Below are 26,458 nucleotides of genomic sequence, written 5' to 3' on the forward strand. Positions count from 1 at the left end.
TTATGTGACTCTTGTGGTGCATGGGACGAAAGTCGTGTCTAATTCACACTGACCCAGTGAGAGCCTTCCCCGCTCGCTCGTCGATCTGAATGGATTTTTCGCCATGAACATCACCCGCTTTGTGACCCGTGGCGTGATCCCACTGTCAGCCCTCGCGCTCCTCTCGACTGCGCTCGTCCTGGGGGTTCAGAGCCCGTCGGTTGCCCCCGTCGAGACCCGCGGAACGCCGGCCGTCGTGCGTGATCACTCGGTTCCCGTCACCGTGGCTGCTGACCGGGTGCACGTCGCACCCCAGGCGCACGATCATGACGAGGAAGCCGACTCCGGCGTCACCGGCCCCGATGTCGACACCGTGGTTGCCGAGCTGCCCGAGACCGTGGTCGAGCCCTTCTCGATGCTCGGTGTCACGTGGAAGAGCGGGCTGGTCCTGGCCGACACGGTCGTCCAGGCGCGCTGGCGTGCGGACGGCACCTGGACGGCATGGTCGGATCTGGACATCGAGCCGTACGAAGAGGGCACGCCGGGCACCGAGCCCGTATGGGTCGGCCGGGCCGACGCCGCGGCCATCCGCGTGCTCTCGTCGGCGGACGCCGAACCCGCCGGTGTCGCGCTGTCGACGATCGACCCCGGCAAGAGCCCGACCCTGACGCCGACTGCCGAGACGGTGGCGACCACCAGCGGAGTCTCCCAGCCGACCGTCATCACCCGGTCGCAGTGGGGTGCGAAGGAGGGCTCGTCCTGCGACAGCCCGATCTACGGGTCGTCGACCAAGGGCGTCGTCGTCCACCACACGGCGGGAAGCAACTCGTATTCCAAGTCGCAGTCGGCCTCGATCGTCAAGTCCACGCAGGCGTATCACACCAACAGTCGCAACTGGTGCGACATCGGCTACAACTTCCTGGTCGACAAGTACGGCCAGGTGTTTGAGGGGCGCAAGGGCGGCGTGACCAAGAGCGTCCGCGCAGCTCACTCCGGAAACGGCACGGTCAACGAGCAGACGGCCGGCATCTCGCTCATGGGCACGTTCGAGACGACCGCACCGAGCAACGAGATGAAGGCGGCGCTGGTCAAGCTGGCCGCATGGAAGTTGGCCCTGCATGGCGATCCTGCCAAGGGGACGTACAGCATCGGCGGGGTCACCCTCAATCGGATCGCCGGGCACCGCAACGTGGTCAGCACGGCCTGCCCCGGTGCCAAGGTCTACGCCTGGTTGACCTCGACTAGCTCGACCGGGCTGCGCTCCCAGGTGGAGAAGGCGATGGAGGAGGGTGGCTCTGCCGAGCCGCTACCTACCCCCACCGGTCTGACCGCTACGGGCCAGACGCTGTCCAGCGTCTCCCTGGACTGGTCCGATGTTGAGGGCGCAGAGAAGTACCACGTCAAGGCCTCCACGTCCTCGTCGATGTCGAGTCCGACGTATGGGAAGTTCACTGAGAGCAAGGGGACCGTGACGGGTCTGACGCCGGGCAAGAAGTACTACTTCAGCGTGGTCGTGGTCGATCCGGAGCGCAACGTGCGGCTCAGCGAGTACTCGGGTGCGCCGTACCCGACTGCCGAGACCCCGGCTGCCACGACACCGACGGGCCTGAAGGCGACGTCGGCCACGTCCACGTCATTGTCGTTCGACTGGGATGACGTGGTGGGTGCGGAGAAGTATCACGTCAAGGTCTCGACGTCCTCGACGCTTTCTCCCCCGACGTTCGGGAAGTTCACTGAGAGCAAGGGGACCGTGACGGGTCTGACGCCGGGCAAGAAGTACTACTTCGCCGTCGTGGTGGTCGATCCGGAGCGCAACGTGCGGCTCAGCGACTACACGAGTTCGCCCTACCCGAGTGAAGTCCTTCCGCTGAAGGATCCGGCTGCCGGCAAGATGTCGACACCGACAGGACTCGAGGCGACGTCGGCCACGTCCACGTCATTGTCGTTCGACTGGGATGACGTGGTGGGTGCGGAGAAGTATCACGTCAAGGTCTCGACGTCCTCGACGCTTTCGAGTCCGACGTTCGGGAAGTTCACTGAGAGCAAGGGGACCGTGACGGGTCTGACGCCGGGCAAGAAGTACTACTTCGCTGTCGTGGTGGTCGATCCGGAGCGCAACGTGCGGCTCAGCGACTACACGAGTTCGCCCTACCCGTCGGCCGTCACCCCAACCGGCAAGCTGCCGACGCCGACCGGCTTGAAGGCGACGGCGGCCACGTCCACGTCATTGTCGTTCGACTGGGATGACGTGGTGGGTGCGGAGAAGTATCACGTCAAGGTCTCGACGTCCTCGACGCTTTCTCCCCCGACGTTCGGGAAGTTCACTGAGAGCAAGGGGACCGTGACGGGTCTGACGCCGGGCAAGAAGTACTACTTCGCTGTCGTGGTGGTCGATCCGGAGCGCAACGTGCGGCTCAGCGACTACACGAGTTCGCCCTACCCGTCGGCCGTCACCCCAACCGGCAAGATGTCGACACCGACAGGACTCGAGGCGACGGCGGCCACGTCCACGTCATTGTCGTTCGACTGGGATGACGTGGTGGGTGCGGAGAAGTATCACGTCAAGGTCTCGACGTCCTCGACGCTTTCTCCCCGACGTTCGGGAAGTTCACTGAGAGCAAGGGGACCGTGACGGGTCTGACGCCGGGCAAGAAGTACTACTTTGCCGTCGTGGTGGTCGATCCGGAGCGCAACGTGCGGCTCAGCGACTACACGAGTTCGCCCTACCCGTCGGCCGTCACCCCAACCGGCAAGCTGCCGACGCCGACCGGCTTGAAGGCGACGGCGGCCACGTCCACGTCATTGTCGTTCGACTGGGATGACGTGGTGGGTGCGGAGAAGTATCACGTCAAGGTCTCGACGTCCTCGACGCTTTCTCCCCGACGTTCGGGAAGTTCACTGAGAGCAAGGGGACCGTGACGGGTCTGACGCCGGGCAAGAAGTACTACTTCGCTGTCGTGGTGGTCGATCCGGAGCGCAACGTGCGGCTCAGCGACTACACGAGTTCGCCCTACCCGAGTCGGAGCACGAACACGAGCACGAGCTCGGCCGGCAACACCGTGACCGTCCCCTCCTCGCGCACCATCTCGTTCGAGGGACACGGCTACGGCCACGGCACTGGAATGAGCCAGTACGGCGCCGAGGGAGCCGCGCAGGACGGCGAGAAGTACACCGCCATCCTGTCGCACTACTACCCCGGCACGTCGCTCTCGACCAAGTCCGGCGACATCCGTGTCCTGATCTCCGCCGACACGACCGACGGGGTCCTGGTCAAGGCGGAGTCCGGCCTCAAACTGCATGACATCTCGGGCAAGCGCACGATCGCCCTGCCCACCACGATCGGTGGCAAGACCGTCGATCGGTGGCACATCATCCGGACGGACAGCTCCGCCTCGCGGTCGAAGTTGCAATATCGGACGACCGGTTCCTACACCAACTACATCTACGGCGGGTCGGCGCTCACCTGGAGCGGCGACGGAGAGTTCACGGGCCCGTCGACCATCAGCCTGATCCTGCCCAGCGGCAGCACAATGAACCTGCGTGGAGATGTGCGGTCGGCCAAGCCGTCATCAGGCTCCGGGTCGCGCAACACGGTCAACGCCCTCCCGATCGAGGATTACGTACGTGGAGTGATCGCGGCCGAGATGCCGAACAGCTGGCACGCCGAGGCGCTCAAGGCCCAGGCCGTCGCGGCCCGGACGTACGGCGTCCGTAGCATGAGCAGCTCGCGCTACTACGACATCTGTTCCACGACGGCGTGCCAGGTCTACGGCGGGCAGTCCCGCGAGACGTCCAGCACTGACAGCGCCGTCAAGGGCACGGCGGGCAAGATCCTGACCTACCAGGGTTCGCCCGCTTTCACCCAGTTCTCGTCCTCCTCGGGCGGATACACCAACAACGGCAGCCAGCCGTACCTCAAGGCCGTCAGCGATCCCTGGGACGACTGGTCCGGCAACAAGAACCACTCGTGGAAGATCTCGGTGTCTGCCTCAAAGATCGAGAAGGCGTACTCGTCCATCGGCACCCTGAAGTCCCTGCAGGTCACGAAGCGCAACGGTCTCGGCGACATGGGTGGGCGCGTGTCCTCCCTCAAGCTCGTCGGGTCGAAGTCGACCAAGACCATCTCCGGCACGGATGCCCGGTGGGCGTTCGGTCTGAGATCTGACTGGTTCGGGTTCTGATCGTCGGAGCATCCCGGCGCGGCGCCGGAAGCTCGCGCCGGGTCTGGGATACTCGGCGCATGCCTGCGCTCGCCAAGTCGATACTGATCTCTGCCGCGGCCAACGCTGCCTCCTTGGCGTTCGCGGCCTGGATCTTCGACCAGTTCAACATCCGGTTCGCGTGGTTCCTCGTCGCGATCGTCCTGTTCACCGCCCTGACGGTCGCGCTGCGCGGGATCGTGGTCAACACGGTCAACCGGTTCGCCCGCGGCTACACGATCCTTGGCGGGCTGGTGCTGACCGCACTCGGTCTGCTGCTGACCGATCTGGTGGTCCCGACGACGGGCTTCTCGATCGAGGGTGTCGGCACCTGGATCGGCGTCACGCTGATCGTGTGGGCCGCAGGCGTCGCGTACGGCGAGGTCGACAGCTCTCCGCCACCGCAGCGCTAGTCGGGCGACAGTGGCGGTTGAGCCTGCCGACATGACGCATTCCGACCGCGTCCTGTCGACAGGCTCAATATCCGTGCGGGGCCCTACTCGGCTGCGGGCGCATCCTTGATCTCGGCGATGACCTCGCCGGACGTCACAGTCGCGCCGACCTCGGTCGTGAGCCCGGTGATGACGCCGTCCTTGTGCGCGTTGATGGGCTGTTCCATCTTCATCGCCTCGACGACGATGATCTGATCCCCGGCAGCGACGGTTTGCCCCTCGGTGACGGTGACTTTGACGACGGTGCCCTGCATCGGAGCGGTCAGCGAGTCGCCGCTGGCCGCTGCGCCGGCGGACTTGCCGCCCTTGCGCTTGGCCTTCTTGGGGCCAGCCGCAGCGGCGGAGGCGCCGAGGCCACCGGGCAGGACGACCTCGACCCGCTTGCCGCCGACCTCGACGACGACGCGCTCACGGTCGGCGGGCTCGTCGGTCTCGGTGGCGCCGGCGTAGGGCTCGAGCTCGTTGACGTAGTCGGTCTCGATCCAGGTCGTGTAGACCCCGAACGTGCCGTCCGCAGCAGTGAACGCCGGATCATCGACGACCGAGCGGTGGAACGGGATGACCGTCGGCATGCCGTCGACGACGAACTCGTCGAGGGCGCGTCGCGACCGGGCGAGGACCTGTTCACGGCTGGTGCCGGTGATGATGAGCTTGGCGACCAGCGAGTCGAACGATCCGGGGATCGTCTCGCCCTCCTCGTAGCCGCCGTCCAGGCGTACGCCGGGGCCCGACGGGGGAGCCCACTTGGTCAGGGTGCCGGGGGCGGGCAGGAATCCGCGGCCGCCATCCTCGGCGTTGATGCGGAACTCCATCGAGTGCCCGCGGATCTCGGGATCGCCGTAGCCGAGCTCTTCGCCGGCGGCGATGCGGAACATCTCGCGGACCAGGTCGATGCCCGTGACCTCCTCGGAGACCGGGTGCTCGACCTGCAGGCGGGTGTTGACCTCCAGGAAGCTGATCGTGCCGTCGCGGGCCACGAGGAACTCGCAGGTGCCTGCGCCGACATAGCCGGCCTCCTTGAGGATCGCCTTGGAAGACGTGTAGAGCCGCTCGATCTGGTCGTCGGTCAGGAACGGCGCGGGCGCCTCCTCGACGAGCTTCTGGTGGCGGCGCTGCAGCGAGCAGTCGCGGGTCGAGATGACCACGACGTTGCCGTGGGAATCGGCCAGGCACTGGGTCTCGACGTGGCGCGGCTTGTCGAGGAACTTCTCGACGAGGCACTCGCCGCGACCGAAGGCGCTGATGGCCTCGCGGACGGCCGACTCGTACAGCTCGGGGATCTCCTCGATCGTCCGGGCAACCTTGAGACCGCGACCGCCGCCGCCGAAGACGGCCTTGATCGCGACCGGAAGGCCGTTGGCCTGGGCGAACTCGACGACCTCGTCGGCGTGCTTGACGGCGTCCTTGGTGCCGGGCGCGAGAGGCGCGTCTGCCTTCAGGGCGAGCTGCTTGGCCTTGGCCTTGTCGCCGAGGTTCTCGATCGCGTGCGGCGGGGGCCCGATCCAGATCAGCCCGGCGTCGATGACGGCCTGGGCGAACTCGGCGTTCTCGGCGAGGAAGCCGTAGCCGGGGTGCACGCTGTCCGCGCCGGACTTGTCGGCGATCGCGAGGATCTTCTCGATCGACAGGTACGACTCCGCGGGCGTGGAGCCCTCGAGGGAGTACGCCTCGTCGGCCAACCGGACGAACACGGCATCGCGGTCAGGCTCGGCATAGACAGCGACGCTGCCGATCCCGGAATCCTTGCACGCACGGATGATGCGCACCGCGATCTCACCGCGGTTGGCGATCAGGACCTTGGCCAGGGGCTTGCTCACTGAAATGCTCTCCTCGTTCAGGACACTTGTGCCTGCCGAAGTCTAGGGCCTCGTGATCCGCGCGCCCGTATGAGGTTGGTTACCCGCCGGTGTTCGATTGTGCCGGCAGGTTAACGGTTGTTAACATCGGCTCATGAACTTTGCCCTCTCCAGTGAGCACGAGACCTTCCGCCGCAGCGTGCGCGAGTTCGCTGAGGCCGAGGTTGCCCCGCACGTGGCGCAGTGGGACAAGGACCACCACTTCCCGGTCGACCTCGTGCACAAGATGGGCGACCTGGGCCTCTTCGGGCTCACCGCCCCGGAAGAGTTCGGCGGCGCCGATGGTGACTTCACGAGCCTGTGTGTCGCGATCGAGGAGCTCGGCCGGGTCGATCAGTCGGTCGGGATCACGCTCGAGGCCGGCGTCGGACTCGGCATCACGCCGATCCTGGAGTACGGCACGCAGGAGCAGAAGGAGCAGTGGCTCCCCGAGCTCGTCGCGGGTCAGAAGCTGGCCGGCTTCGGGCTCACCGAGCCGGGTGCCGGCTCGGACGCCAGCGCGACCAAGACCAAGGCCGTCGTCGACGGTGAGGAGTGGGTCGTCAACGGGTCGAAGCAGTTCATCACGAACTCCGGCAGCGAGATCACCTCGCTGGTGACCGTGACGGCCCGCACCGGGACGCGCGACAACGGCAGCCCCGAGATCTCCGCGATCGTGCTTCCCGCCGGCACGCCGGGCTTCGTCGCCGAGGCGCCGTACGACAAGCTCGGCTGGCACATCTCGGACACCCACCCGCTGTCATTCACCGATGCCCGGGTCCCGGTCGACAACCTGCTCGGTGACCGTGGCCGCGGCTACGCGCAGTTTCTCGCGACGCTCGACGACGGTCGCGTGGCGATTGCCGCGCTAGCGGTCGGCTGCATCCAGGCCTGCCTCGACCTCTGCGTGGAGTACGCCGGGGACCGCACGACGTTCGGCGTGCCGATCGGCGCCAAGCAGGGCGTTGCGTTCCAGATCGCCGATCTCGCTGTGATGGCCCAGGCCGGGCGCGCGCTGACCTACCAGGCGGCCGCGATGAAGGATGGCGGCGCGTCCTCCAAGGACTTCAAGCAGGCCGCCTCGATTGCCAAGCTCTACACCTCGGAGGCCGCGGTCACCGCGACCCGCATCGCAACCCAGGTCTTCGGTGGCTACGGCTTCATGGAGGAGTACCCCGTCGCGCGCTTCTACCGCGATGCCAAGATCCTGGAGATCGGCGAGGGGACGTCTGAGGTCCAGCGCATGCTGATAGCGCGCGGACTGGGACTCCCGGTCGAGTGACGCACCACTAGGTCGCAGGGCGCCAACCGATCAGACCTACAGGTTGGTCATCTTGGTGCACGGGAGTGGAATGTGCTTGACCTCGGCGCCGAAATCGACCTGAGCGGACTGTGTGCCTTGCAGGCTCACGATTCGACCGAGTCCGAAGGTGTCGTGCGAGACGCGGGCTCCCACTTCATACACTTCGGCAGCGATCTCCGGCTTCGCCTGGAAGGGACTGGACGGGTGGTAGCGGCGTCGCCGCGGTGAGGTTGCCATCGTGAGTCCAGTGTCCCACTGTTTCGGGCCCGAGACTAACGAAATCATCCTTCGGACGGCCGCCAGAGGTCGGTCCAGGCGATACCGAGGTCGCCGACGAGCTCGCGCAGCAGAGGCAGCGACAACCCGACCACGTTGTGGTGGTCGCCCTCGATACCGGTGATGAAGGCCCCACCGAGCCCGTCGATCGTGAATGCCCCAGCGACTGCGAGGGGCTCGCCGGTCGCGACGTAGGCGTCGATCTCTGCATCGCTGATGTCCGCGAAGTGCACGACGGTCGAGGCCGTCTCGACGAATTCCCGACCCGCGCGACGTACGCAGTGCCCGCTGTGCAGGACACCGCTGCGCCCGCGCATGCGACGCCACCGACCGGCGGCCTCGACCGGGCCGGCTGGCTTGCCGAAGATCTCGCCCTCGAACGCCAGGACTGAGTCACAGCCGATCACCAGGGCGTCGGCGTCAACCTGCTCCGCGACGGCGCGGCACTTGAGCTGCGCGAGTGCCGCTGCGAGGTTGGCGGCGTCGGCTGAGGCGATGCGGTCCTCGTCGACGCCGGACACAATGACCTCGGGGTCGATGCCGGCGGACCGCAGCGTCGCGAGACGCGCGGGGGAGGCCGAGGCCAGGATGACCCTCATCAAAGCGCCGCCTCGTCGTAGCGAGTGCGCACGACCTCGAGCCTCGGCTCCGCGAGCAGCTCGGTGAGCAACGCGTCGGATCCGGCCACCCCGGTCCAGGTGCCCTCGATGTTGGTCGTCACGAACCAGGCGTGATCGGTCGGCCACATCAGGTTCGGGCTGTTGATGTCGCGCGGCACCCCCTGGCCGTACGGCGCGGCGCCCCAGTGTCCGGCCTCGGCGAGCCGACCGGCGAACAGGAACTGGTCGCCGAGCAGCGGGCCGTCCATGACGTGCGGGGGGAAGGCCGGGGGCACAGGGGGTGGCGGCTTCTCCTGGGTGAAGATGCGCCCGGGCCACCGCGGTGGCCCGGAGAATGTCGTCAGGAAGCCGACCGCGTCGCCGCCGTGGATGTCGCCGTAGCCTTCCCACAGTCCGAAGAAGCAGGCGTCTGGCGTCGTGGTGTGTCGAGCCAGCACGTCGCAGAGCGCACGCAGGAGGCTGTCGCGCAGGTGGCCCTCGTCGCGCTCCGCGTCGCCCGGGTTCTGCTCCGCGTGGAGCACCCGTGCGTAGGCGTCGAATCCAGACGGCCCCAATGTGGACCGCAGAGTCAGCGGCGCCTGATCGGCCAGGAACCAGTCGGCGGCGGTGAGGTCGGCCAACGGAATGAGGGTCATCCGCGCACTCCCCAAGATGTGGGCACTTTCCGGGCATTTCGGGCGACGGAACGCCCGGGAGGTGCCCACATCTTGTTGGATGTCGGCATCGTCAGGCGCCGTACGCCGATCGGCGCCACTGGTCCGGGCCGAATCGGTGCGGGGCGCGGGCCTGGCGGGTCGGGTGGCCCCACTGCGAACGAATCCTTGGCTTGGTCCCGGCAGCAGCGTTGGCTGCGGCGGCGTTGCGAGCGGCCACCACTGCGACGAGGGCGGCCAGCTCCTCGGCGGTCAGGTCGCCCTTGACGACGCGCAGCATCGGCTCGGGCTCGGCCGGAGAGCTCGCGGCGTCCTCTGTCGGGTCGGGGCTCACAGCGGGATGTTCCCATGCTTCTTGGGCGGCAGCGTCTCACGCTTGGTCTTGAGCAGTCGCAGCGCCTTGACGACCTCGGCGCGGGTCTGGCTGGGCTCGATGACTGCGTCGATGTAGCCGCGTTCGGCCGCGAGATACGGGTTGCACAGCTCGTCTTCGTACGCCGTCATGAGCTCGGCGCGGGTCGCGGCGGGATCCTCGGATGCGGCGATCTCCTTGCGGTACAGGATGCCGACCGCGCCGGACGCGCCGACGACGGCAATCTGCGCCGAGGGCCAGGCGATGTTGATGTCGGCGCCCAGGTGCTTGGAGCCCATGACGTCGTACGCGCCGCCGTAGGCCTTGCGGGTGATGACCGTGACGAGGGGGACGGTCGCCTCGGCGTAGGCGTAGATGAGCTTGGCGCCGCGGCGGATGATGCCGTCCCACTCCTGGCCGGTGCCGGGCAGGAAGCCGGGAACGTCGACCAGGGTCAGCACGGGGATGTTGAACGCGTCGCACGTGCGCACGAATCGGGCCGCCTTCTCCGAGGCGTCGATGTCCAGGCAGCCGGCCAGCTGCATGGGCTGGTTCGCGACGACGCCGACGGAGCGGCCCTCGACGCGGCCGTAGCCGATCAGGATGTTGGGCGCGAACAGCGGCATGACCTCGAGGAAGTCGCCGTCGTCGACGATCGACTCGATCACGGTGTGCATGTCGTACGGCTGGTTGGCCGAGTCCGGGATCAGGGTGTCCAGCGCCAGGTCGGTCTCGGACGGCTCGAGGTCGGCGATCTCGTCGTACGGCTCGGGCTCCTCCATGTTGTTCTGCGGCAGGTAGGAGATCAGCGCCTTGACGTACTCGATGGCGTCTTCCTCGTCGGCGCCCATGTAGTGGGCGTTGCCGGACTTGGTGTTGTGCGTTCGCGCGCCACCCAGGTCCTCCATCGTGACGTCCTCGCCCGTGACGGTCTTGATGATGTCGGGGCCGGTGATGAACATGTTGGAGGTCTTGTCGACCATCACGACGAAGTCGGTTACGGCGGGGGAGTAGACGTGCCCACCAGCGTTGGTGCCCATGATCAGCGAGATCTGCGGGATCACACCCGAGGCGTGCACGTTGCGCTTGAAGATCTCGCCGTACAGGCCGAGCGAGACGACACCCTCCTGGATGCGGGCGCCGGCGCCCTCGTTGACCCCGATGATCGGGCAGCCGGACTTGATCGCGAGGTCCATGACCTTGGTGATCTTCTCGCCGTAGACCTGCCCGAGGCTGCCGCCGAAGATCGAGAAGTCCTGGCTGAACACGCACACCTGGCGGCCATCCATCGTGCCGTAGCCGGTGATGACGCCATCACCCAGCGGGCGGTTGCTCTCCAGCCCGAATGCCGTGCTGCGATGCCGTGCCAGCGCGTCGAGCTCGACGAACGAGCCGTCATCGAGCAGCTGCTCGACTCGCTCGCGTGCGCTCTGGCGCCCCTTGGCGTGCTGCTTCTCCGCAGCCCGCTCGGCCATGTCGACCGTGGCCTCGGCGCGGCGACGCTGGAAGTCGGCCAGCTTGCCGGCAGTCGTGTGGAGCTCGGGATGGACTTCGATCTCGTGTTCGGTCAGGGGGGTCAGCGTAACGATTGGAGGTTGCGACCGATATGTGAGGCTGTTCTCATGGCCTATCGAGACCTGGACCGCCCGCCGCTGGACGCTGCTGTGCTGCGTACAGCCCTGGTCGGCCCGGACACGTTCTGGACCGATGTCGTGGTGACCGCCGAGACCGGCAGCACGAATGCCGACGTCGCCGCTGCGGCCCGCGCGGGAGGCCCGGAGGGCACGATCCACACGACCGACCTGCAGACCGCAGGACGCGGTCGGATGGACCGGGTATGGGAGTCACCGGCCGGCTCGGGGCTCATCGTGTCGGTGCTGCTGCGGCCAGCAGAAGTGCCGGCAGGGCGCTGGGTGTGGCTGCCGCTGCTGGTCGGTCTCGCGGTCGACGCGACGGCGCGCGAGTGTGGAGTCGGCTCCGGGCTCAAGTGGCCCAATGACGTACTGGTCGACGGTCGCAAGCTCGCCGGGATCCTGCTCGAACGCGTCGACACCCCGTTGGGTGCCGCCGCGATCATCGGGGTGGGCCTGAATGTGTCGATGCGGAGCGACGAGCTGCCGGTCGAGACCGCGACATCGCTCGCGCTCGAGGGCGCGGCCGAGACCGACCGGACGGTCGTCCTGCGGGTGTTCCTGCGCAACCTCGAGGCGCTCTATCGAGCCTGGTCGGCATCCGGCGGCGACCCCGCGGCAGGCATCCGCGACTCGTACGTCAGACGGTGCGTCACGCTCGGCACGAGGGTCCGGGTGAGCCTGCCAGACGGCAGCTCGCTGGAGGGCCAGGCGACCGGGATCGACGAATTGGGGCGACTCCTCGTCGACGGCTCCGCGATCAGCGCAGGCGATATCACCCACGTCCGACCGGCGACGTGAGAAAATCAGCACATGAGCCTCCCCCGCAAGCTGATGATCGACGGCGAACAGACTGTCACCGACACCCGCACCCACATCAAGGTCCTGCTGGTCCCGTTCCTGATCCTGCTCGTCGTGGCCGGGGCCGGAGGCTTCCTGATCAACACGGTCGGCGGCTCGGGCAGCGGAATCCCGCGCTGGATCGTGGTCGCGGGGATGGTAATCCTGATCCTGTGGGGATCGGTGCTGCCGTTTCTCAAGTGGCTCACGTGGACCTACACGCTGACCAACAAGCGCATCGTCGAGCAGAAGGGCCTGCTGACCCGTACGGGCCGGGTCATTCCCCTGAGCCGCGTCAACGACGTCGCGTTCGAGAAGAACCTCAACGACCGCATCCTCGGCTGCGGCACCCTGATCATCCACGACGCCAGCGAGCAGGCTGGGCTGCAGCTGCGGGACATCCCGCACATCGAGGCATTCCACCGCACAGTCTCCAATCTGGTCTTCCAGACGCACGACAACTCCTCGAGCGATGAATCGATCTGACCTCCGCGACGACCTCGCCCGACTGATCCTCGGCGGCGAGCTCAACCTCACCAGCACGGAGGTCGCGGACAAGGGTGGGCTGAGCCTCGAGGACGGCAAACGGCTCTGGCGCGCGCTCGGCTTCCCCGACACCGGCGACGCCATTGCGTACGGGGGCCCTGACGTCGAGGCGGTCGCAACGGTTGCGGCGGCGATCGAGACCGGGGTCCTCGATGAAGAGAGCATCTTCCGGCTGACCCGCGCGCTCGGCACCACGATGTCGCGTCTTGCCGACTGGCAGGTGTCGACGCTCGTCGAGCAGGTCGAGCACGATGTCCAGGGCGGCAAGTCCGCGAGCAGGCTGGAGGCAGCGGTCGGCTTGGCGACGGGCGTCGCCCGGGGGTTCGAGCAGCTGATGATCTATGCCTGGCGCAGACACCTGGCCGCTGCGGCGGCCCGCATCGAGGCGCTCGGCGCCGCCGACGAGGAGCTGCTGTCGACGGTCGTGACGGTGGGGTTCGCGGATCTGTCCCGCTTCACCCTGTTGTCCAATGAGCTCGACGACTCGACGCTCGGGGCGTTGGTCGAAAACTTCGAGACCCGCTGCAGCGACATCGTCACGGCCCACGGGGGGCGGGTCATCAAGACCTTGGGGGACGCGGTCCTGTTCGTGACGGCGGACGCCAAGGAGGGCACGCGCACGGCGCTCGACCTGGTCAGGCAGATTGCCTCCCGCGACGACATGCCCGACATCTGTGTGGGCCTGGCGACCGGGTCGGCGATCAGCAGGTTGGGTGACGTCTTCGGTCCGTCGGTCAACCTGGCCGCAAGGCTCTCGCACGTTGCCCGCAGCAACCGGGTGCTGATCGACGAGGCGACAGCCGCGGCGCTCGACGACGAGTTCGACACCCGCACGCTCCCCCCGCGACCCCTGCGGGGGTTCGGCAACGTCTCGCCGATCACGGTGAGCGAACGCCGCGGCTTCCGCTCCCGATAGGCTGGTGGCGTGTCCTCACCCCAGCTCGCGGTCATCGGCGGCGGCCAGCTGGCCCGCATGATGCAGCAGGCCGCGATCGGCCTCGACGTCCACATCCGGTTGCTCGCCGAAGGGCCCGAGGTGTCTGCCGCGCAGGTCGTGCCCGACCACGTCGTCGGCGACTACACCGATCTCGACACCCTCCGTGCAGTCGTCTCGAGCGCTCCTGTTGTGACATTCGATCACGAGCACGTGCCACCGGAGCACCTGCGCGCCCTCGAGGCCGAGGGTCATGCCTGTCGCCCGGGCCCGCACGCGCTGCTGTTCGCGCAGGACAAGGGCCACATGCGGGCACGTCTGTCCGAGATGGGCATCCCGTGCCCACGCCACCGGATGGTCGCCAAGGCGGACGAGCTCCTGAGCTTCGGCTTCCCGGCCGTGGTCAAGACCACGCGCGGCGGATACGACGGCAAGGGCGTGTGGGTCGTGCGCTCGGCTGCCGATGCGGAGGAGGCGTTCGCGTCGGGTCGTGGGCTGCTGGCCGAGGAGCTCGTCGACTTTCGTCGTGAGCTGTCGGCTCTCGTCGCCCGGTCGCCGTCCGGCGAGGTGCGCGCCTACCCCGTTGTCGAGTCGCGCCAGGCCAACGGCGTGTGCGCCGAGGTCGTCGCTCCGGCACCCGACCTCGATCCCGTCCTCGAGGCGCAGGCCCGCGGGATGGCCGAGCAGATCGCGACCGAGCTCGACGTCACGGGAATTCTGGCAGTCGAGCTGTTTGAAACCACCGATGGTCGGCTGCTGGTCAACGAGCTCGCGATGCGGCCGCACAACACGGGCCACTGGTCGATCGACGGCGCCGTCACGAGCCAGTTCGAAAACCACCTGCGGGCCGTTCTCGACCTGCCGCTCGGCCCGACCGAGTCGCGTGCCCCGTGGTCGGTCATGGTCAACGTCCTGGGAGGTGCCGTGGACGACCTCAAGGCACAGCGGGCGATCGTCCTCGGCGCAGAGCCGGGCGTCAAGATCCACCTCTACGGCAAGGCCGTCAAAGCCGGACGCAAGGTCGGGCACGTCACGGCGTACGGAAGCGATCTCGACGATGTGCTCCTCCGGGCTCGTCGTGCCGCAGCACTGATGACCGATGGAGTGACTCATGACTGAACAGGCCCGTGTTGGCATCGTGATGGGTTCGGACTCCGACTGGCCGACGATGGAGGCGGCCGCGACGGCGCTGGCCGAGTTCGACATCGTGTACGAGGCCGATGTGGTCTCGGCGCACCGGATGCCCGACGAGATGCTGGCCTACGGTCGGGAGGCGCACGGCCGCGGCATCCAGGTCATCATCGCCGGCGCCGGGGGAGCGGCCCACCTGCCGGGGATGCTGGCCGCAGTCACCCCGCTGCCGGTCATCGGGGTGCCGGTGGCGCTGAAGTATCTGGACGGGATGGACTCGCTGCTGTCGATCGTGCAGATGCCGGCCGGCGTGCCGGTCGCGACTGTGTCGATCGGCAACGCCCGCAACGCGGGACTGCTGGCTGTGCGGATCCTCGCCACAGGTGATGCCGCGCTGACGCAGAAGATGGTCGACTTCCAGGCCGCGCTGGCGGACAGCGCCCGAGCCAAGGGCGAGAAGATCCGCAACCCCGGGCGTCCGGCCGGCTTCCGCTAGTACAGCCCAGCGGAGTACTGCTCGCCGTAGTAGGTCTCAAGATCGGCGAGTGAGTCGTTGGGACGCTCCAGGGTCTTGGCGATCTGCGCCCGGCTCGGCACGGCTTCCGGTGCCCACGACTCCGGGTCCCAGAGGCCGGACCGCAGGAACGCCTTGGCGCAGTGGAAGAAGATCTGCTCGACCGCGATCTCGAGGATCACTGCGGGTCGGTGCCCCCGGACGACCATCTGGTCGGCGTACGGCGCGTCTGCCAGCAGCGATGCGCGGCCGTTGACCCGCAGTGTGTCGTCACGGCCCGGCACCAGGAAGATCAGGCCGACCCGCGGATTCTGCAGGATGTTGGCGAACCCGTCGGCCCGCTTGTTGCCGGGCCGCTCAGGTATGGCCAGGGTGGTGTCGTCGACGACGTGGGCGAAGCCGGCGGGATCGCCCTTGGGAGAGACGTCGCAGGCTCCCGAGGCGTCCGAGGTCGCGACGAGGCAGAAGGGCGAGGCCGCGAGCCAGGCGCGGTGCGGTGCGGAGAAGTGGTCGCGGTCCTTGTCCAGGACCCGCTGCAGCGGCGCGCCGAGGAGGTCGCGCAGGGCCGCCTCCGTGACGATCGGTGTGCGCATGAGCGCCAACCTACTCCCGAACGTACGACGTCAGTGCGGTCAGCGTGGGCTCGGCGGGTGCAGAGGCGAACCCGAAGCGGACGGCAGGGGTGACGGGGGGGAGCGCGCCGAGCTCCTCGCCCTCCCAAGTCGCCCGCGCGTCGATGAGCCGGTGCACATCACGCGCGGCATACCACTCGGTCCGGCCGCCGCCGGCCGATCCGTAGGTCTGCACGCCGGGCATCAGCCGGCCAGCAATCGGGTTGCAGGCCCTGGCCCACGTCGCGGAGCGACGCATAGGGGATGGGACGAGACCCAGGAACGGGCTGACCCAGAGCCGACGACCGGGCGTGAATCGCAATTGGAGGGACCGGGTGTGCACCGACCACTCGTCGCCGACCTCGACCGACACCGGCTCGATTCGCACCTCGTCGAACTCGTACGTCGAGGCGACGAAGTCTGCGACGTCCTGCGGGGGGGCGAGCAGGGTCCGGTGCCCGGCGGTGTCCTCGACCATGACGTCGGCGAAGGAGCCGAACGGGCTCTCGGCCCAGACGCCGGCCACAATCCGCACGCCCGACGACGTGCCGAGGCCCGCAATGTGGCCGGTGAAGGAATCGGTCATGGGACAAGTGTGTCCGATGCCACGAAAGCGGGCATGGCATCGGTTGGGTGATCGCGCTAGAATTACTAGGTCGTCCAACTATCTGGAGTCCACGTGTCTGACATGTTCGTCCTGTCCGAAGAGCACCGCGCCATCCGTGAGGCCGTCCGTGCCGTCGCCGAGGCCAAGATCGCCCCGTTCGCCGCCGAGGTCGACGAGGATGCGCGCTGGCCCCGTGAGGCTGCTGCAGCACTGCTGGCGGCTGACTTCCACGCGCCACACGTGCCGGAGGAGTACGGCGGAGCAGGTGCTGATGCCCTGGCAACCGTCCTGGTCATCGAGGAGATCGCGCGCGTCTGCGTGTCCAGCTCGCTGATCCCCGCGGTCAACAAGTTGGGCTCCCTGCCGATCATGATCAGCGGCGACGAGCAGCTCAAGAAGAACTATCTGTCACGGCTCGCGCACGGCGAGGGCTTCTCCTACTGCCTGTCTGAGCCGGATGCCGGCAGTGATGCGGCCAACCAGAAGACCCGCGCCGTCCGCAGCGGCGACGAGTGGGTGCTCAACGGCGTCAAGCGCTGGATCTCCAATGCGGGCGAGTCCGAGTTCTACACTGTCCTGGCTGTGACGGATCCGGACAAGCGCACGAAGGGCATCTCGGCATTCGTCGTCGAGAAGTCCGACGAGGGCGTCTCGTTCGGTGCGCCGGAGAAGAAGCTCGGCATCAAGGGGTCGCCGACCCGTGAGGTCTACCTCGACAACGTCCGCATCTCGGGTGACCGGATGATCGGCGCCGAGGGCACCGGATTCGCGACCGCGATGAAGACGCTCGACCACACCCGCGTCACGATCGCGGCGCAGGCCGTCGGCGTCGCGCAGGGTGCGCTGGACTATGCGCTGGGCTACGTCCAGGAGCGCAAGCAGTTCGGCAAGAAGATCGCCGAGTTCCAGGGCATCGAGTTCATGCTCGCCGACATGGGCATGAAGATCGAGGCGGCCCGTCAGCTGACCTACGCCGCGGCCGGCCGGTCCGAGCGTGGCGACAAGGACCTGACGTTCTTCGGCGCTGCGGCCAAGGCTTTCGCCTCTGACACGGCCATGCAGGTCACGACCGATGCGGTTCAGCTGCTCGGCGGCTACGGCTTCACCCGCGACTACCCCGTCGAGCGGATGATGCGTGACGCCAAGATCACCCAGATCTACGAAGGCACCAACCAGGTGCAGCGCGTCGTGATGGGCCGCCAGCTCCTCGCTGGGGTGCAGTCCAAGCTCTGAGCCCTGGTCGTCGAGCAGGTCGAGACCCTAGCGGTTTCGACCGGCTCGTCCGGTGTGGGCCGTGCTCTTTGAGCCGGTCGGAACGACACTCAGCTCGACCGCTCGAGCGTTGGCGCGTCCCGGCGGGGAGTCGTGCGCTTGCGCTGGCGGCGACGCGTCATGGGCATGGTCAGGAAGGCTCCGAAGCCGACCATCGCGGCCGCGAGCAGCAGCTGGAGCGACAGGCCCTCGCTGAGTGCGACGGCGCCGACGCATGCCGCGACGAGCGGGTTGATGAATGCGTGCGACGTGGCGATCAACGGATCGCGGTTCCTGAGCAGCCAGGAGTACGTCGTCAGGCCGGTCAGCGAGACGATCGTGAGGTAGACGAACGCGATCAGGCTGGCGTTCGAAACGTCCGGGACGGGCAGGTCGACGTGCTCGGAGCGGGCCAGCGCGACCGCGATCAGCCCGATTCCTGACGTCACCTGACCGATCCCGCCGGCGACTCCGTAGTGGTGCGGAATGTGTCCGCTATATGAGGTGAACCAGGAGCCGAATGCCCAGGTCCCGGCCGCAGCGAGGGCGAGCAGGACACCGGTGGTGTCGGGAGCGATAGCCGATCCGCTCAGCGTGACGACCCCCGTCAGCCCCAGTGCCAGACCGATCGAGACGCGCAGGCTGGGCAGGCTACGACTTGTCGCGGACAGCAGAATCGTGGCCCAGATCGGCGCGGTCGCCAGATAGCTTGCGACCGCGCCCGACGGCAGCCGCTGTGCGGCACCGGCGACGAGCGCGGCGGTGCAGAAGCACAGGAAGAACCCGGTCGTGGCAGCGGCGCTGAACTGCCTGCGGGTCAGCTGCCGGGTCGTCGCTCGGCCGCGCGCCGACAGCTGGCTGATGAGGAGCAGCGAAACGCCTGCCGCGAGCAGGCGACCGCCGGTCGCGAGGAAGGGTGGAAGTCCTTGTCCGCCCGGCGGGGTCAGCATCAGGCCGATGGCCGGGTAGGTCGTGCCCCAGACGACGTACACGACCAGGCAGGCCAGGAGCGTGCGGATCGCATGCTTGCTCATCGTGACGGGTCCCCTTGGGATCAAGTCGAGTGGATCTGACCGCCCCGACGTTCAGCCCGTGGACGGAGCGGTGGTTTTCAGGTGCCGACCGGCTCGGCCTGGTGCATCGACATGCCGAGTGATCGTCCGCCGTCGACCGTCAGCACGGCTCCGGTCGTGTAGGCGCTGCGATCGCCCTGGAGGAAGACCACGGACTCCGCGATCTCCTCGGCCTGGGCGAATCGGCCCAGGGGGATCATCTGGCTCATGCGCTCGGCGGCGCCGGGGGCGGACAGGATGTTCGACACGGCCGACTCGGTCGCGACGAAGCCCGGCGCGACGGCGTTGACGCGAATTCCGTCCGGACCCCACTCGCGGGCGACCGACTTGGTGAAGGCCAGCATCCCGGCCTTGGCTGCGGCCGAGTGCGCCACGCGGGGTGCTCCGGTCCAGGCGTACGTCGTGATGATGTTGCAGATCGCGCCGGACTTCTGTTCGGCCATGAGCCGGCGAGCCAGTGCCGTGCTGAAGTTGAAGGTGCCGTAGAGGGAGATCTCGACGACGGCCCGGAAGCCGTTGAGGGAGAGCTCGACGGTCGGCTTCGCGAAGTTGCCGGCGGCGTTGTTGACCACGCCGTCGACCTCCGGCAGCTCGTCGACCAGCTGGTTGACCGCGTCGTTGTCCCGCACGTCGAGCGCTGCAGTGCGGCAGTTGACCCCGAGCGCGCGGATCTGAGTGGCCGCCATGACGAGCTTTTCCTCGTTGCGTGCGACCAGCACCAGATCGTGGCCGTCCTGCGCCATTCGCCGCGCGATCGCGAGGCCGATCCCAGCCGATCCGCCGGTCACGATGTGGGTCGTCATGCCGCCACCGCGATCTCCTGGTCGATCCAGCCGCTCACGAAGCTGCCGAGCGCCTTGGTGCGGCGGGAGTATCGCTGCATCGGGAACTCGAGCGTGTAGCCGATGGCGCCGAAGACCAGGTTGCAGTGATTCATGACGTCCCACGTACGGGATGACGCGTGGGCGATCGAGGGCAGACCATGGGCGCCCTGGACGGCGGAGAGCCGGAGCGCGTCCGAGATCGTGGCGGCATCGGCCAGTCGCTGCTGGACCGGAGAGAGGTGGGCGAGCGTACGCCCGAAGATCTCTCGCTGGCGGGCGTGGTCGAGCGCGAGGTCCAGCGCGCCGACCGTCAGTCCGGCGAAGTATCCGACGACAGACGCCTCCCAGGCTGCGAGCCGGGCGGCCGAGTCGTCGACCGGCACGGCCGGCGCGAGCGACTCGACCGCATGCACTCCGAGGGAGTCGATGAACTTCACCGGGGTCGAAGCCTCGACAAGAGCCAGCTCGTACCCCGATGCGGTGGGTGTGGCGACTCGTGTCCCCACCTCGCCGTACATCGCCAGGTTCTTCACGACCGGGCTGCCGCCCAGGATCGGGATCAGGAAGTGAGGTGAGGTGGCCGCCCGGCCGAGCTCGAGGGCGGCTGCACCGACGAACGGGAGCAGCTCGCTGTCGTCGAGCAGGTCGTCCCAGCCCAGACGGGTCAGGCCCGAGGAGAGTGGCTCGTTCCGGTCACTGACGTGCGTGCCGGGACGCCAGTCGTCGTGGGCGGCGTTCTCCTGCACCATCTTGCGGACGGACGACGCGAATGCTTCGACCTCAGATGACATGGGTGTACTCCTTGGACGATGTGATTTCGGTGTGCAGCTCGATGGTGTGCTCACCCAGGCGAGGGGCCGGGCGAGTCGCGTGGCTTGGTCGGCCGTCGATCTTGAACGGCGATCCGAACACGTCGACGACGCCCGATTGGGACTGCTCGACGGTGCGTACGAGGCCGTTGGCGCGGACCTGCTCGTCGTCGAAGAGCTGATGCAGCAGGCGCACCTCTCCGGCAGGGACGGAGGCCTTGCTGAACTTGTCGATCCAGTGCGCCGCGGGCGCGGTGCGGAACTTCTCGGAGAACGATGTCGCAACCGCTTCGCGAAGGGCCCGTTCGGCCGAGTCAACCGGGACGGCCTGGGGATTCTCGACCCAAGGGTCGTCAGCCCCGAGGACTCCCAGCACACGCTTGCGCTGAGGCGTCGTGAGGCACGCGAGGGCGAAGAAGCCGTCCGAGGCCTCGTAGCAGCGGTAGTAGGGCTCCATCGCAGCAGCGTCACGGATATTGCTGCTGACCCGAGCGAGGTCATGGTGCTGGGCGATCTCGTGATTGTCGACGTGAGGCTCGTCGGCACTGTCGATCCTGACCAGGTCCTGGATCTGGGTCAGCAACGATGCTGCGAGCAGGGACACCTCGAAGTGCTGACCGTCGGGGGACGAGCGGTTCGCCAGACCGGCCACGACGCTGATGCATGCCACGAGGCCCGAGGTGATGTCGGCGAACGGGATGCCGCCACTGCGACGAGGGACCTCGTCGTGCGGGTCGGCATCGGCCATCAGCAGCCCCGAATACGCCTGGGCGATCAGGTCGTAGCCGACCTGTGCGGACTTGGGGCCGTCGCTGCCGAACGCCGTCACAGCGGTGACGACGGCACGGGGATTGGTCTGCCGGATCGTGTCGCTGTCCAGACCGAATCCGGCGGCACGTTCTGCCGGCATGTTGTGCACGACGACGTCACCGGTGGCGATGAGCTGCTGGGCGAACGCCCGCCCGGACTCGGACTTGAGATCGCAGACGACCGACCGCTTGCCCTGGTTCAACGCGTAGAGGCGCGCGCTCGCACCGTCACCGAGCGGCTCGTAGTGGCGATAGGCGTCACCGGCGGGGGACTCGACCTTGATGACGTCTGCGCCGAGGTTGGCCAGCAGCAGCGTGCACAGCGGCCCCGCGACGAACTGGGAGAAGTCGATCACGCGGATTCCGGCCAGCGGGCGAGTATCGGCCCCGGGCTCGAGAGGAGTATTCATCGGGGCAGCCCCATGCCCTGCTGGGCGATGACCTTGCGTTGGACGTCGCACGAACCGCCGGCGATCAGCATCGAGACCGACGCGCGCTGGAATGCCGCAAGACGGCCCCCGGAGACGTCCGAGGGGCCGCGGTCGACCAGGCCCGAGACGCCCAGGACGTCCAGCGAGAGCGCGGCGGACTTCTCCATCGCGAGGGCGACCGAGAGCTTGCACATCGACGAGACCCGGCTGACCTTCTCTCCACGGTTAATCAGGCGAGTTGCCTCGTGCCCGAGCCGGCGGCAGGCCTGCAGCTCTCCGCGCAGCGCGAGCAGACGCTTGCGCTGTTCGGGGCTTGCCATGGGTTCGATCTGGTCCAGGACCCAGAAGGCGACCCCGACCTTCTCGCTCGTCACGCGCTCGAAGTCCAGCGAGCCCATCAGGACGGTCCAGCCGTCGTTGACCTCACCGATCATGTTCTCGGCCGGAACGTGGACGTCGGTCAGGATGACCTCGCCGAACGTCGTGCCACCAAGCGTGTGGTGGACGTCGACCTTGACGCCTGGTGCATGCATGTCCAGGAGCATCACGGACAGCCCCTTGTGGCGCGGGAGATCGGGATCGGTCCTGACCGCGAGGTACATCCAGTCGGCGACCTCGGCGCTGGAGGTCCAGATTTTGTGTCCGTTGACGACCCAGTCGGCGCCCGAACGGGTTGCCTTGGTGCGAAGCGAGGCGAGGTCCGAGCCTGCACTCGGCTCGGAGAAGCCCTGGCAGAACATGATGCGGCCGGCGACCATGTCCGGAACGAATCGATCGATCAGCTCGGGCGAACCGAACTTCAAGATGGCCTGGCCGATGGTCTTGACCGTCAGCAGGTAGCTGCACAGGGGGAGCCAGTTGTAGCCCAGCACCTCCTCGATGTTGACCACGTCGATCGGGTCCATCGCCCGCCCGCCGAGCGCTTCGGGCCAGCCGAGACCGATGATGCCGGCCGAACCCATCCGCTCGTAGACGTAGCGGGAGTCGGTGTCAGCGGGGGAGCCGTTGTACAGCGCCTCGCCACGGTCGAACAGCTCGGTCGAGAGCTGTTGTGCCCAGGCGTCGACTTCGGCGGCGACGTCGTCCATCCGTGCTGCGGTGTCAATCATGGTGCTTGTCTCCAAGGTGGTTCGGGTTCTGAATGGGGTCGGTCAGTGCGCGGACGATCTCCTCGGCCCGCTCGGGGGAGCAGCGCGCATTCGGCACGGCGATGGACAGCGCCATGGGTGCGCCGCCAGGGCCAGTGCCGAGGGGGGTTGCGAAACCGCTCAGGCCCTCCTCGTACTCGTCGATCGAGCGGGAGATTCCAGTCGCACGAATTCTCTCGAGCTCGGGCTGCAACTCCTCCCACCGACGAATCGTGTGGGCGGTCCGGCCTTCGTACGGGCCGGTGCCGAGTCGGTCGAGCACCACGCGGTCGTCGAGCTGTGACAGCAGGCTCTTGCCGATCGCGGTGCAGTGCGCGAGGGCGCGTGATCCGACGGCGGTCTGTGTCGACAGGACCTTGGTGCTGGGGATCGCGTCGAGGTACAGCGCCTGGGTGCCGTCGAGGATCGCGATGTTGACGTCCTCGTCGAAGGTGGCGTTGAGGCGACCCATCCACCGGCGCGTGTCCTCGGTGAGGCCGGTGTTCGACCGACCTGCCAGCCGCATGATCTGGGGGCCGAGCCGGAGCTGCCGGGTGCGGGCGTCCTGCTCGAGGTAGTGGTCGAGGCTCAGGGTGCGGCACAGTCGCCCCACGGTCGGCAACGGGATGCCCAGCAGCTCGGCGATCTCGGCCTGCATCAGGACAGGGCGCTCGGCGCTGAACAGCGAGAGAATCGCCAGTCCACGGCGGAGCGTCTTGGCTCCGCCAGTGTCAGTGGGTGAAATATCGTTTTGCACAGCAACAGTCTCGGTGAGCTCCATCTACCTGTCAACCCCCTTCGCGAAGTAGATCTGTGTCGAGCGTTCCCGCTGCGATATCCCTTGCGGGTGCGGGAAATGTCCGGGCGAGGGTCGTTAGAGACATCAACATTCAGGCGCTGAAGCGTAGGTGTCGGACTGTCATCAAATGAAACTGACATTTACCTATTGACCGCTATGACTTCCATCACCTAGTGTCGGCTCATCGACGCAGGTCTTGGTTGAAGTTGCCGGCACAAGGCGATCCCAGACAGCCCGCATCGCACATCACTCACCTTCTGAGAGGAGCGACCATGAGCTATTCGGAATACTGGTCGTACTTCGGCTCCGGCCTGATCCAACAGTTCGGCGAACACATCGTCGTCGTGCTGCTCGCGACCCTGTTGGGCAGCGTTCTGGGCGTCGGCGTGGGAGTCTTCGCCCACAAACGGCCTCGCCTCAGCGCGGTCGCCATCAAGGCCAGCGGTGTGCTGCTGACCATCCCTTCACTCGCGCTCTACGTGTTGCTGATCAGTGTGATCGGTCTCGGCTGGCCCCCCGTGCTGGTGGCGCTGACGCTGTACTCCTTGCTGCCGATCGTGCAGAACACGATCGTGGGGCTCAACGGAGTCGACAGCTCGGTCGTCGAAGCAGCCTCGGCCATGGGCATGAACAGTCGCCAGAGCCTGGTCAAGGTCGAGTTCCCGATGGCCTGGCCGATCATCCTGACCGGCATCCGCGTTGCAGCGCTCCTCCTGGTCAGCACCGCAGCCATCGGGGCCATCGTGCGAGGTCCAGGCCTGGGCCGTGCGATCTATGACGGTCTCAACACGATTGGTTCTCCGACCGCGCTCTACCAGGCGGTCTCCGGGATCGTCGGGGTCGCCATCGTGGGCCTGATCCTCAACCTCACCTTCATTTTCCTTGGCAAGCTGACAACCTCTAGGGGCCTCTCGTGACTGACTCATTCATCCACCTGCAGAACCTGACGAAGACGTTCCCGAACACCTCGGCGCCCGCCGTTGACGATCTGGACCTCAAGGTCCGCAAGGGCGAGATCGTGATGCTCGTCGGCCCATCGGGTTGTGGCAAGACGACCACGATGAAGATGATCAACCGTCTCGTCGAGCCGACGTCCGGCAAGATCATCATCGACGGCCAGGACGTCACCGACGCCGATCCCACCGAGTTGCGCCGCAGTATCGGCTATGTGATCCAGCAGGGCGGGCTCTTCCCGCACTGGCGCGTCGGCGACAACGTCGCCGCCGTGCTGAAGCTCCTCAAGTGGCCCACGGCCAAGATCCCGGCCCGCGTCGACGAGATGCTGGAGCTGGTCGGACTGGACCCCTCTCTCTACCGTGATCGCTACCCCAAGCAGCTCTCCGGAGGCCAGCGCCAGCGCGTCGGAGTGGCTCGTGCCCTCGCCGCCGATCCCATGATCATGCTGCTGGACGAGCCGTTCGGCGCAGTCGACCCGATCGCCCGCGAGAAGCTCCAGGACGAGTTCCTCCGTCTCCAGCAGGACATCTGCAAGACCATCGTCTTCGTCACTCACGACCTCAGTGAAGCCATCAAGATGGGTGACCGTATCGCCATCGTGCGCGAGCGGTCGGCGGTTGCTCAGTTCGACACTCCGGCACACATCCTGGCGAACCCGGCGAACGACTTCGTGCGGGACTTCCTCGGTGACAACGCCGAGACCCGCGCGCTCTCCTTGGTGCACGTACGCCCGGAGATGCTGACCGACCTGCCGACCGTGACTGCACAGACCGGTCAGGAGGTGAGCAGCGCCGCCGGCGGTGCGCCGACCGTGGTGCTCACCGAGGGACGGCCCGTGGGCTGGCTCCTGGCCGACGGTGGAACCCCGCGGTTCGTGCCGACCGCACCGCTGACGCTTGGCGCGGGCTCCTATCTCTCGGATGCGCTGGGCCAGATGATGAGAACAGGCGCTCCGGCGGCGATCGTTGCCGACGCCGATGGTCGTCTCGCCGGGTGCGTGGAGTTCGCCTCCATCACCCGGGCCGTGGCGGCATCGTCGGGACTGGTCTCGGCTGCAGGTGCCCCCCTCACGGCTGAGGCGGTGGGACATGTCGACCGCCGCCACTGAGCTGCCGCGCCAGACCCGACCTGAGCAGGCAGTGGACTCGCCCCTGAGTCGTCGCCTGCCGCGGAGGATGGTCCTGACTACGCCGCTGGTGGTCCTGGCGGTCGCGATCGCACTGTATGGGTGGGTCAAGACCCGCGACCTGGACAGTGTCGAGTCGCGGATCCTCACCAACGGACAGATCCTCACGGCGCTGCGCCAGCACCTCGTGCTGGTCGGTGTCTCCACATTCGTCGTCCTGCTCATCGCGATCCCGCTGGGCGTCCTGTTGACCAGGCCGGCTGCGCGCCGGATTGCGCCGTTGGCGCAGGCCGCCGTGGTGGCCGCGCAGTCGGTGCCGAGCTTCGGGCTGATCGTCGTGTTCGCGCTGACCCTCGGCCTGGGCGCGAAGTATGCGATATACGCCCTCATCATCAGCGCGCTTCTCCCCGTCCTCAGCAACACGATCGCCGGTCTGGAACAGATCGACGGCGAGCTGAAGGAGGCCGCGTGCGGGATCGGGCTCACCCGCCGTCAGATCTTGTTCAAGGTCGAGCTTCCCCTCGCGGTCCCGGTCATGCTCGCGGGTCTTCGCACCGCAATCGTCTGGAACGTGGGCACCGCCACGGTCGCCGCGTTCGCCGGAGCAGGTGGTCTGGGATCGATCATCCTGGTCGGTCTCATCCAGGACCGCGACGTCGTCACGATCGTCGGCGCGGCCCTCACCGCCCTGCTGGCTGTCTTGTTGGACCACGTGGCTCGCCTGGGCCAAGACTTCCTCACCCCCAAGGGTCTCTGAACCCGCCGTTTC

27 protein-coding genes are annotated in these 26,458 nt (G+C 67.3%); 14 read left to right on the forward strand and 13 right to left on the reverse strand.

Translation table 11 applies throughout. The features are described 5' to 3' along the window. The first annotated feature begins 103 nt into the window (after positions 1 to 103). The 4 genes from C6I20_RS02255 to C6I20_RS02270 are packed head-to-tail and all read left to right on the forward strand — an operon-like array spanning position 104 to position 4,591. Entirely contained in the window at positions 104 to 2,611 is a 2,508-nt protein-coding gene (locus C6I20_RS02255) for a fibronectin type III domain-containing protein (RefSeq protein WP_118394474.1), read from the forward strand. Then, complete coding sequence (locus C6I20_RS02260; protein ID WP_118394475.1) at positions 2,608 to 2,898, forward strand: hypothetical protein; 291 nt, start codon at positions 2,608 to 2,610, stop codon at positions 2,896 to 2,898. Before C6I20_RS02255 ends, C6I20_RS02260 begins: the two co-directional genes overlap by 4 nt. Beyond that, positions 2,895 to 4,160: a SpoIID/LytB domain-containing protein gene (locus tag C6I20_RS02265; RefSeq protein ID WP_118394476.1), complete on the forward strand. Its 1,266-nt coding sequence runs from the start codon at positions 2,895 to 2,897 to the stop codon at positions 4,158 to 4,160. The genes C6I20_RS02260 and C6I20_RS02265 overlap by 4 nt, the downstream gene beginning before the upstream one ends. A gap of 59 nt (positions 4,161 to 4,219) precedes the next feature. Beyond that, positions 4,220 to 4,591 carry a phage holin family protein gene (locus tag C6I20_RS02270; protein WP_118394477.1) on the forward strand — a complete coding sequence of 124 codons (372 nt, stop codon included), beginning with the start codon at positions 4,220 to 4,222 and terminating at the stop codon, positions 4,589 to 4,591. Between the two features lie 83 nt (positions 4,592 to 4,674). Here the strand turns inward: C6I20_RS02270 and C6I20_RS02275 are convergent, their stop codons facing one another. After that, positions 4,675 to 6,453, reverse strand: a complete 1,779-nt coding sequence (locus C6I20_RS02275; RefSeq protein ID WP_118394478.1) for a biotin carboxylase N-terminal domain-containing protein — start codon at positions 6,451 to 6,453, stop codon at positions 4,675 to 4,677. A 127-nt stretch (positions 6,454 to 6,580) separates the two neighbouring features. Between C6I20_RS02275 and C6I20_RS02280 the strand changes: the two genes are divergently transcribed. Continuing rightward, positions 6,581 to 7,747 carry an acyl-CoA dehydrogenase family protein gene (locus C6I20_RS02280; protein WP_118394479.1) on the forward strand — a complete coding sequence of 389 codons (1,167 nt, stop codon included), beginning with the start codon at positions 6,581 to 6,583 and terminating at the stop codon, positions 7,745 to 7,747. Positions 7,748 to 8,049: 302 nt separating this feature from the next. On the opposite strand, the gene C6I20_RS02290 is transcribed toward C6I20_RS02280, so the two are convergent. The 4 genes from C6I20_RS02290 to C6I20_RS02305 all read right to left on the reverse strand — a co-directional run bounded on the left by C6I20_RS02290 (position 8,050) and on the right by C6I20_RS02305 (position 11,144). Beyond that, complete coding sequence (locus tag C6I20_RS02290; RefSeq protein ID WP_118394481.1) at positions 8,050 to 8,643, reverse strand: nucleoside triphosphate pyrophosphatase; 594 nt, start codon at positions 8,641 to 8,643, stop codon at positions 8,050 to 8,052. Beyond that, positions 8,643 to 9,299, reverse strand: a complete 657-nt coding sequence (locus tag C6I20_RS02295; protein WP_118394482.1) for a hypothetical protein — start codon at positions 9,297 to 9,299, stop codon at positions 8,643 to 8,645. The genes C6I20_RS02290 and C6I20_RS02295 overlap by 1 nt, the downstream gene beginning before the upstream one ends. 91 nt (positions 9,300 to 9,390) lie before the next feature. Further along, positions 9,391 to 9,651: an acyl-CoA carboxylase epsilon subunit gene (locus C6I20_RS02300; RefSeq protein WP_216822965.1), complete on the reverse strand. Its 261-nt coding sequence runs from the start codon at positions 9,649 to 9,651 to the stop codon at positions 9,391 to 9,393. Further along, on the reverse strand, positions 9,648 to 11,144 hold the full coding sequence (locus C6I20_RS02305; protein ID WP_254052216.1) for an acyl-CoA carboxylase subunit beta: 1,497 nt from the start codon (positions 11,142 to 11,144) through the stop codon (positions 9,648 to 9,650). Before C6I20_RS02305 ends, C6I20_RS02300 begins: the two co-directional genes overlap by 4 nt. 147 nt (positions 11,145 to 11,291) lie before the next feature. Between C6I20_RS02305 and C6I20_RS02310 the strand changes: the two genes are divergently transcribed. Genes C6I20_RS02310 through purE form a run of 5 tightly spaced genes read left to right on the forward strand, consistent with a single transcriptional unit; the run spans position 11,292 to position 15,247 of the window. Next, on the forward strand, positions 11,292 to 12,101 hold the full coding sequence (locus tag C6I20_RS02310; RefSeq protein WP_118398493.1) for a biotin--[acetyl-CoA-carboxylase] ligase: 810 nt from the start codon (positions 11,292 to 11,294) through the stop codon (positions 12,099 to 12,101). Positions 12,102 to 12,113: 12 nt separating this feature from the next. Continuing rightward, complete coding sequence (locus tag C6I20_RS02315; RefSeq protein ID WP_118394484.1) at positions 12,114 to 12,626, forward strand: PH domain-containing protein; 513 nt, start codon at positions 12,114 to 12,116, stop codon at positions 12,624 to 12,626. Continuing rightward, the gene (locus C6I20_RS02320; protein ID WP_118394485.1) at positions 12,613 to 13,602 is read left to right on the forward strand and encodes an adenylate/guanylate cyclase domain-containing protein; all 990 of its coding nucleotides are present in this window, start codon (positions 12,613 to 12,615) and stop codon (positions 13,600 to 13,602) included. Before C6I20_RS02315 ends, C6I20_RS02320 begins: the two co-directional genes overlap by 14 nt. 9 nt (positions 13,603 to 13,611) lie before the next feature. After that, positions 13,612 to 14,739, forward strand: a complete 1,128-nt coding sequence (locus C6I20_RS02325; RefSeq protein WP_118394486.1) for a 5-(carboxyamino)imidazole ribonucleotide synthase — start codon at positions 13,612 to 13,614, stop codon at positions 14,737 to 14,739. Further along, a complete protein-coding gene (gene purE, locus C6I20_RS02330; RefSeq protein WP_118394487.1) occupies positions 14,732 to 15,247 on the forward strand; it encodes a 5-(carboxyamino)imidazole ribonucleotide mutase in 516 nt (171 codons plus the stop codon). Before C6I20_RS02325 ends, purE begins: the two co-directional genes overlap by 8 nt. Here purE and C6I20_RS02335 read toward each other — a convergent pair. Both C6I20_RS02335 and C6I20_RS02340 read right to left on the reverse strand, forming a co-directional pair. Then, complete coding sequence (locus tag C6I20_RS02335) at positions 15,244 to 15,858, reverse strand: pyridoxamine 5'-phosphate oxidase family protein (RefSeq protein WP_118394488.1); 615 nt, start codon at positions 15,856 to 15,858, stop codon at positions 15,244 to 15,246. The genes purE and C6I20_RS02335 overlap by 4 nt on opposite strands. Positions 15,859 to 15,868: 10 nt before the next feature. Next, positions 15,869 to 16,462, reverse strand: coding sequence for a hypothetical protein (locus tag C6I20_RS02340; RefSeq protein WP_118394489.1), 594 nt, complete (start codon positions 16,460 to 16,462; stop codon positions 15,869 to 15,871). A gap of 102 nt (positions 16,463 to 16,564) precedes the next feature. Between C6I20_RS02340 and C6I20_RS02345 the strand changes: the two genes are divergently transcribed. Further along, the gene (locus tag C6I20_RS02345) at positions 16,565 to 17,716 is read left to right on the forward strand and encodes an acyl-CoA dehydrogenase family protein (protein ID WP_118394490.1); all 1,152 of its coding nucleotides are present in this window, start codon (positions 16,565 to 16,567) and stop codon (positions 17,714 to 17,716) included. Positions 17,717 to 17,805: 89 nt separating this feature from the next. Here C6I20_RS02345 and C6I20_RS02350 read toward each other — a convergent pair whose 3' ends face one another. The 6 genes from C6I20_RS02350 to C6I20_RS02375 form a co-directional block, all read right to left on the reverse strand. Continuing rightward, positions 17,806 to 18,768: an EamA family transporter gene (locus C6I20_RS02350; RefSeq protein ID WP_118394491.1), complete on the reverse strand. Its 963-nt coding sequence runs from the start codon at positions 18,766 to 18,768 to the stop codon at positions 17,806 to 17,808. Positions 18,769 to 18,845: 77 nt separating this feature from the next. Beyond that, entirely contained in the window at positions 18,846 to 19,610 is a 765-nt protein-coding gene (locus C6I20_RS02355) for an SDR family oxidoreductase (RefSeq protein WP_118394492.1), read from the reverse strand. Beyond that, positions 19,607 to 20,422, reverse strand: a complete 816-nt coding sequence (locus C6I20_RS02360) for an acyl-CoA dehydrogenase family protein (RefSeq protein ID WP_118394493.1) — start codon at positions 20,420 to 20,422, stop codon at positions 19,607 to 19,609. Before C6I20_RS02360 ends, C6I20_RS02355 begins: the two co-directional genes overlap by 4 nt. Continuing rightward, positions 20,412 to 21,659: a CaiB/BaiF CoA-transferase family protein gene (locus tag C6I20_RS02365; protein ID WP_118394494.1), complete on the reverse strand. Its 1,248-nt coding sequence runs from the start codon at positions 21,657 to 21,659 to the stop codon at positions 20,412 to 20,414. The genes C6I20_RS02360 and C6I20_RS02365 overlap by 11 nt, the downstream gene beginning before the upstream one ends. Next, on the reverse strand, positions 21,656 to 22,789 hold the full coding sequence (locus C6I20_RS02370; RefSeq protein WP_216822966.1) for an acyl-CoA dehydrogenase family protein: 1,134 nt from the start codon (positions 22,787 to 22,789) through the stop codon (positions 21,656 to 21,658). Before C6I20_RS02370 ends, C6I20_RS02365 begins: the two co-directional genes overlap by 4 nt. Further along, complete coding sequence (locus tag C6I20_RS02375; RefSeq protein WP_162891070.1) at positions 22,782 to 23,564, reverse strand: IclR family transcriptional regulator; 783 nt, start codon at positions 23,562 to 23,564, stop codon at positions 22,782 to 22,784. The genes C6I20_RS02370 and C6I20_RS02375 overlap by 8 nt, the downstream gene beginning before the upstream one ends. Positions 23,565 to 23,878: 314 nt before the next feature. On the opposite strand from C6I20_RS02375, the gene C6I20_RS02380 reads away from it, so the two are divergent. Genes C6I20_RS02380 through C6I20_RS02390 form a run of 3 tightly spaced genes read left to right on the forward strand, consistent with a single transcriptional unit; the run spans position 23,879 to position 26,446 of the window. Beyond that, positions 23,879 to 24,523 (forward strand): ABC transporter permease, encoded by a 645-nt coding sequence (locus tag C6I20_RS02380; protein WP_216822967.1) that lies wholly within the window; start codon positions 23,879 to 23,881, stop codon positions 24,521 to 24,523. After that, positions 24,520 to 25,671 carry an ABC transporter ATP-binding protein gene (locus C6I20_RS02385; protein ID WP_118394497.1) on the forward strand — a complete coding sequence of 384 codons (1,152 nt, stop codon included), beginning with the start codon at positions 24,520 to 24,522 and terminating at the stop codon, positions 25,669 to 25,671. The genes C6I20_RS02380 and C6I20_RS02385 overlap by 4 nt, the downstream gene beginning before the upstream one ends. After that, positions 25,652 to 26,446 carry an ABC transporter permease gene (locus C6I20_RS02390; protein ID WP_162891071.1) on the forward strand — a complete coding sequence of 265 codons (795 nt, stop codon included), beginning with the start codon at positions 25,652 to 25,654 and terminating at the stop codon, positions 26,444 to 26,446. Before C6I20_RS02385 ends, C6I20_RS02390 begins: the two co-directional genes overlap by 20 nt. Positions 26,447 to 26,458: the final 12 nt, after the last annotated feature.

The sequence above is a fragment of the Aeromicrobium sp. A1-2 genome (genome assembly GCF_003443875.1).
In the GTDB taxonomy this organism is placed as follows: domain Bacteria; phylum Actinomycetota; class Actinomycetes; order Propionibacteriales; family Nocardioidaceae; genus Aeromicrobium.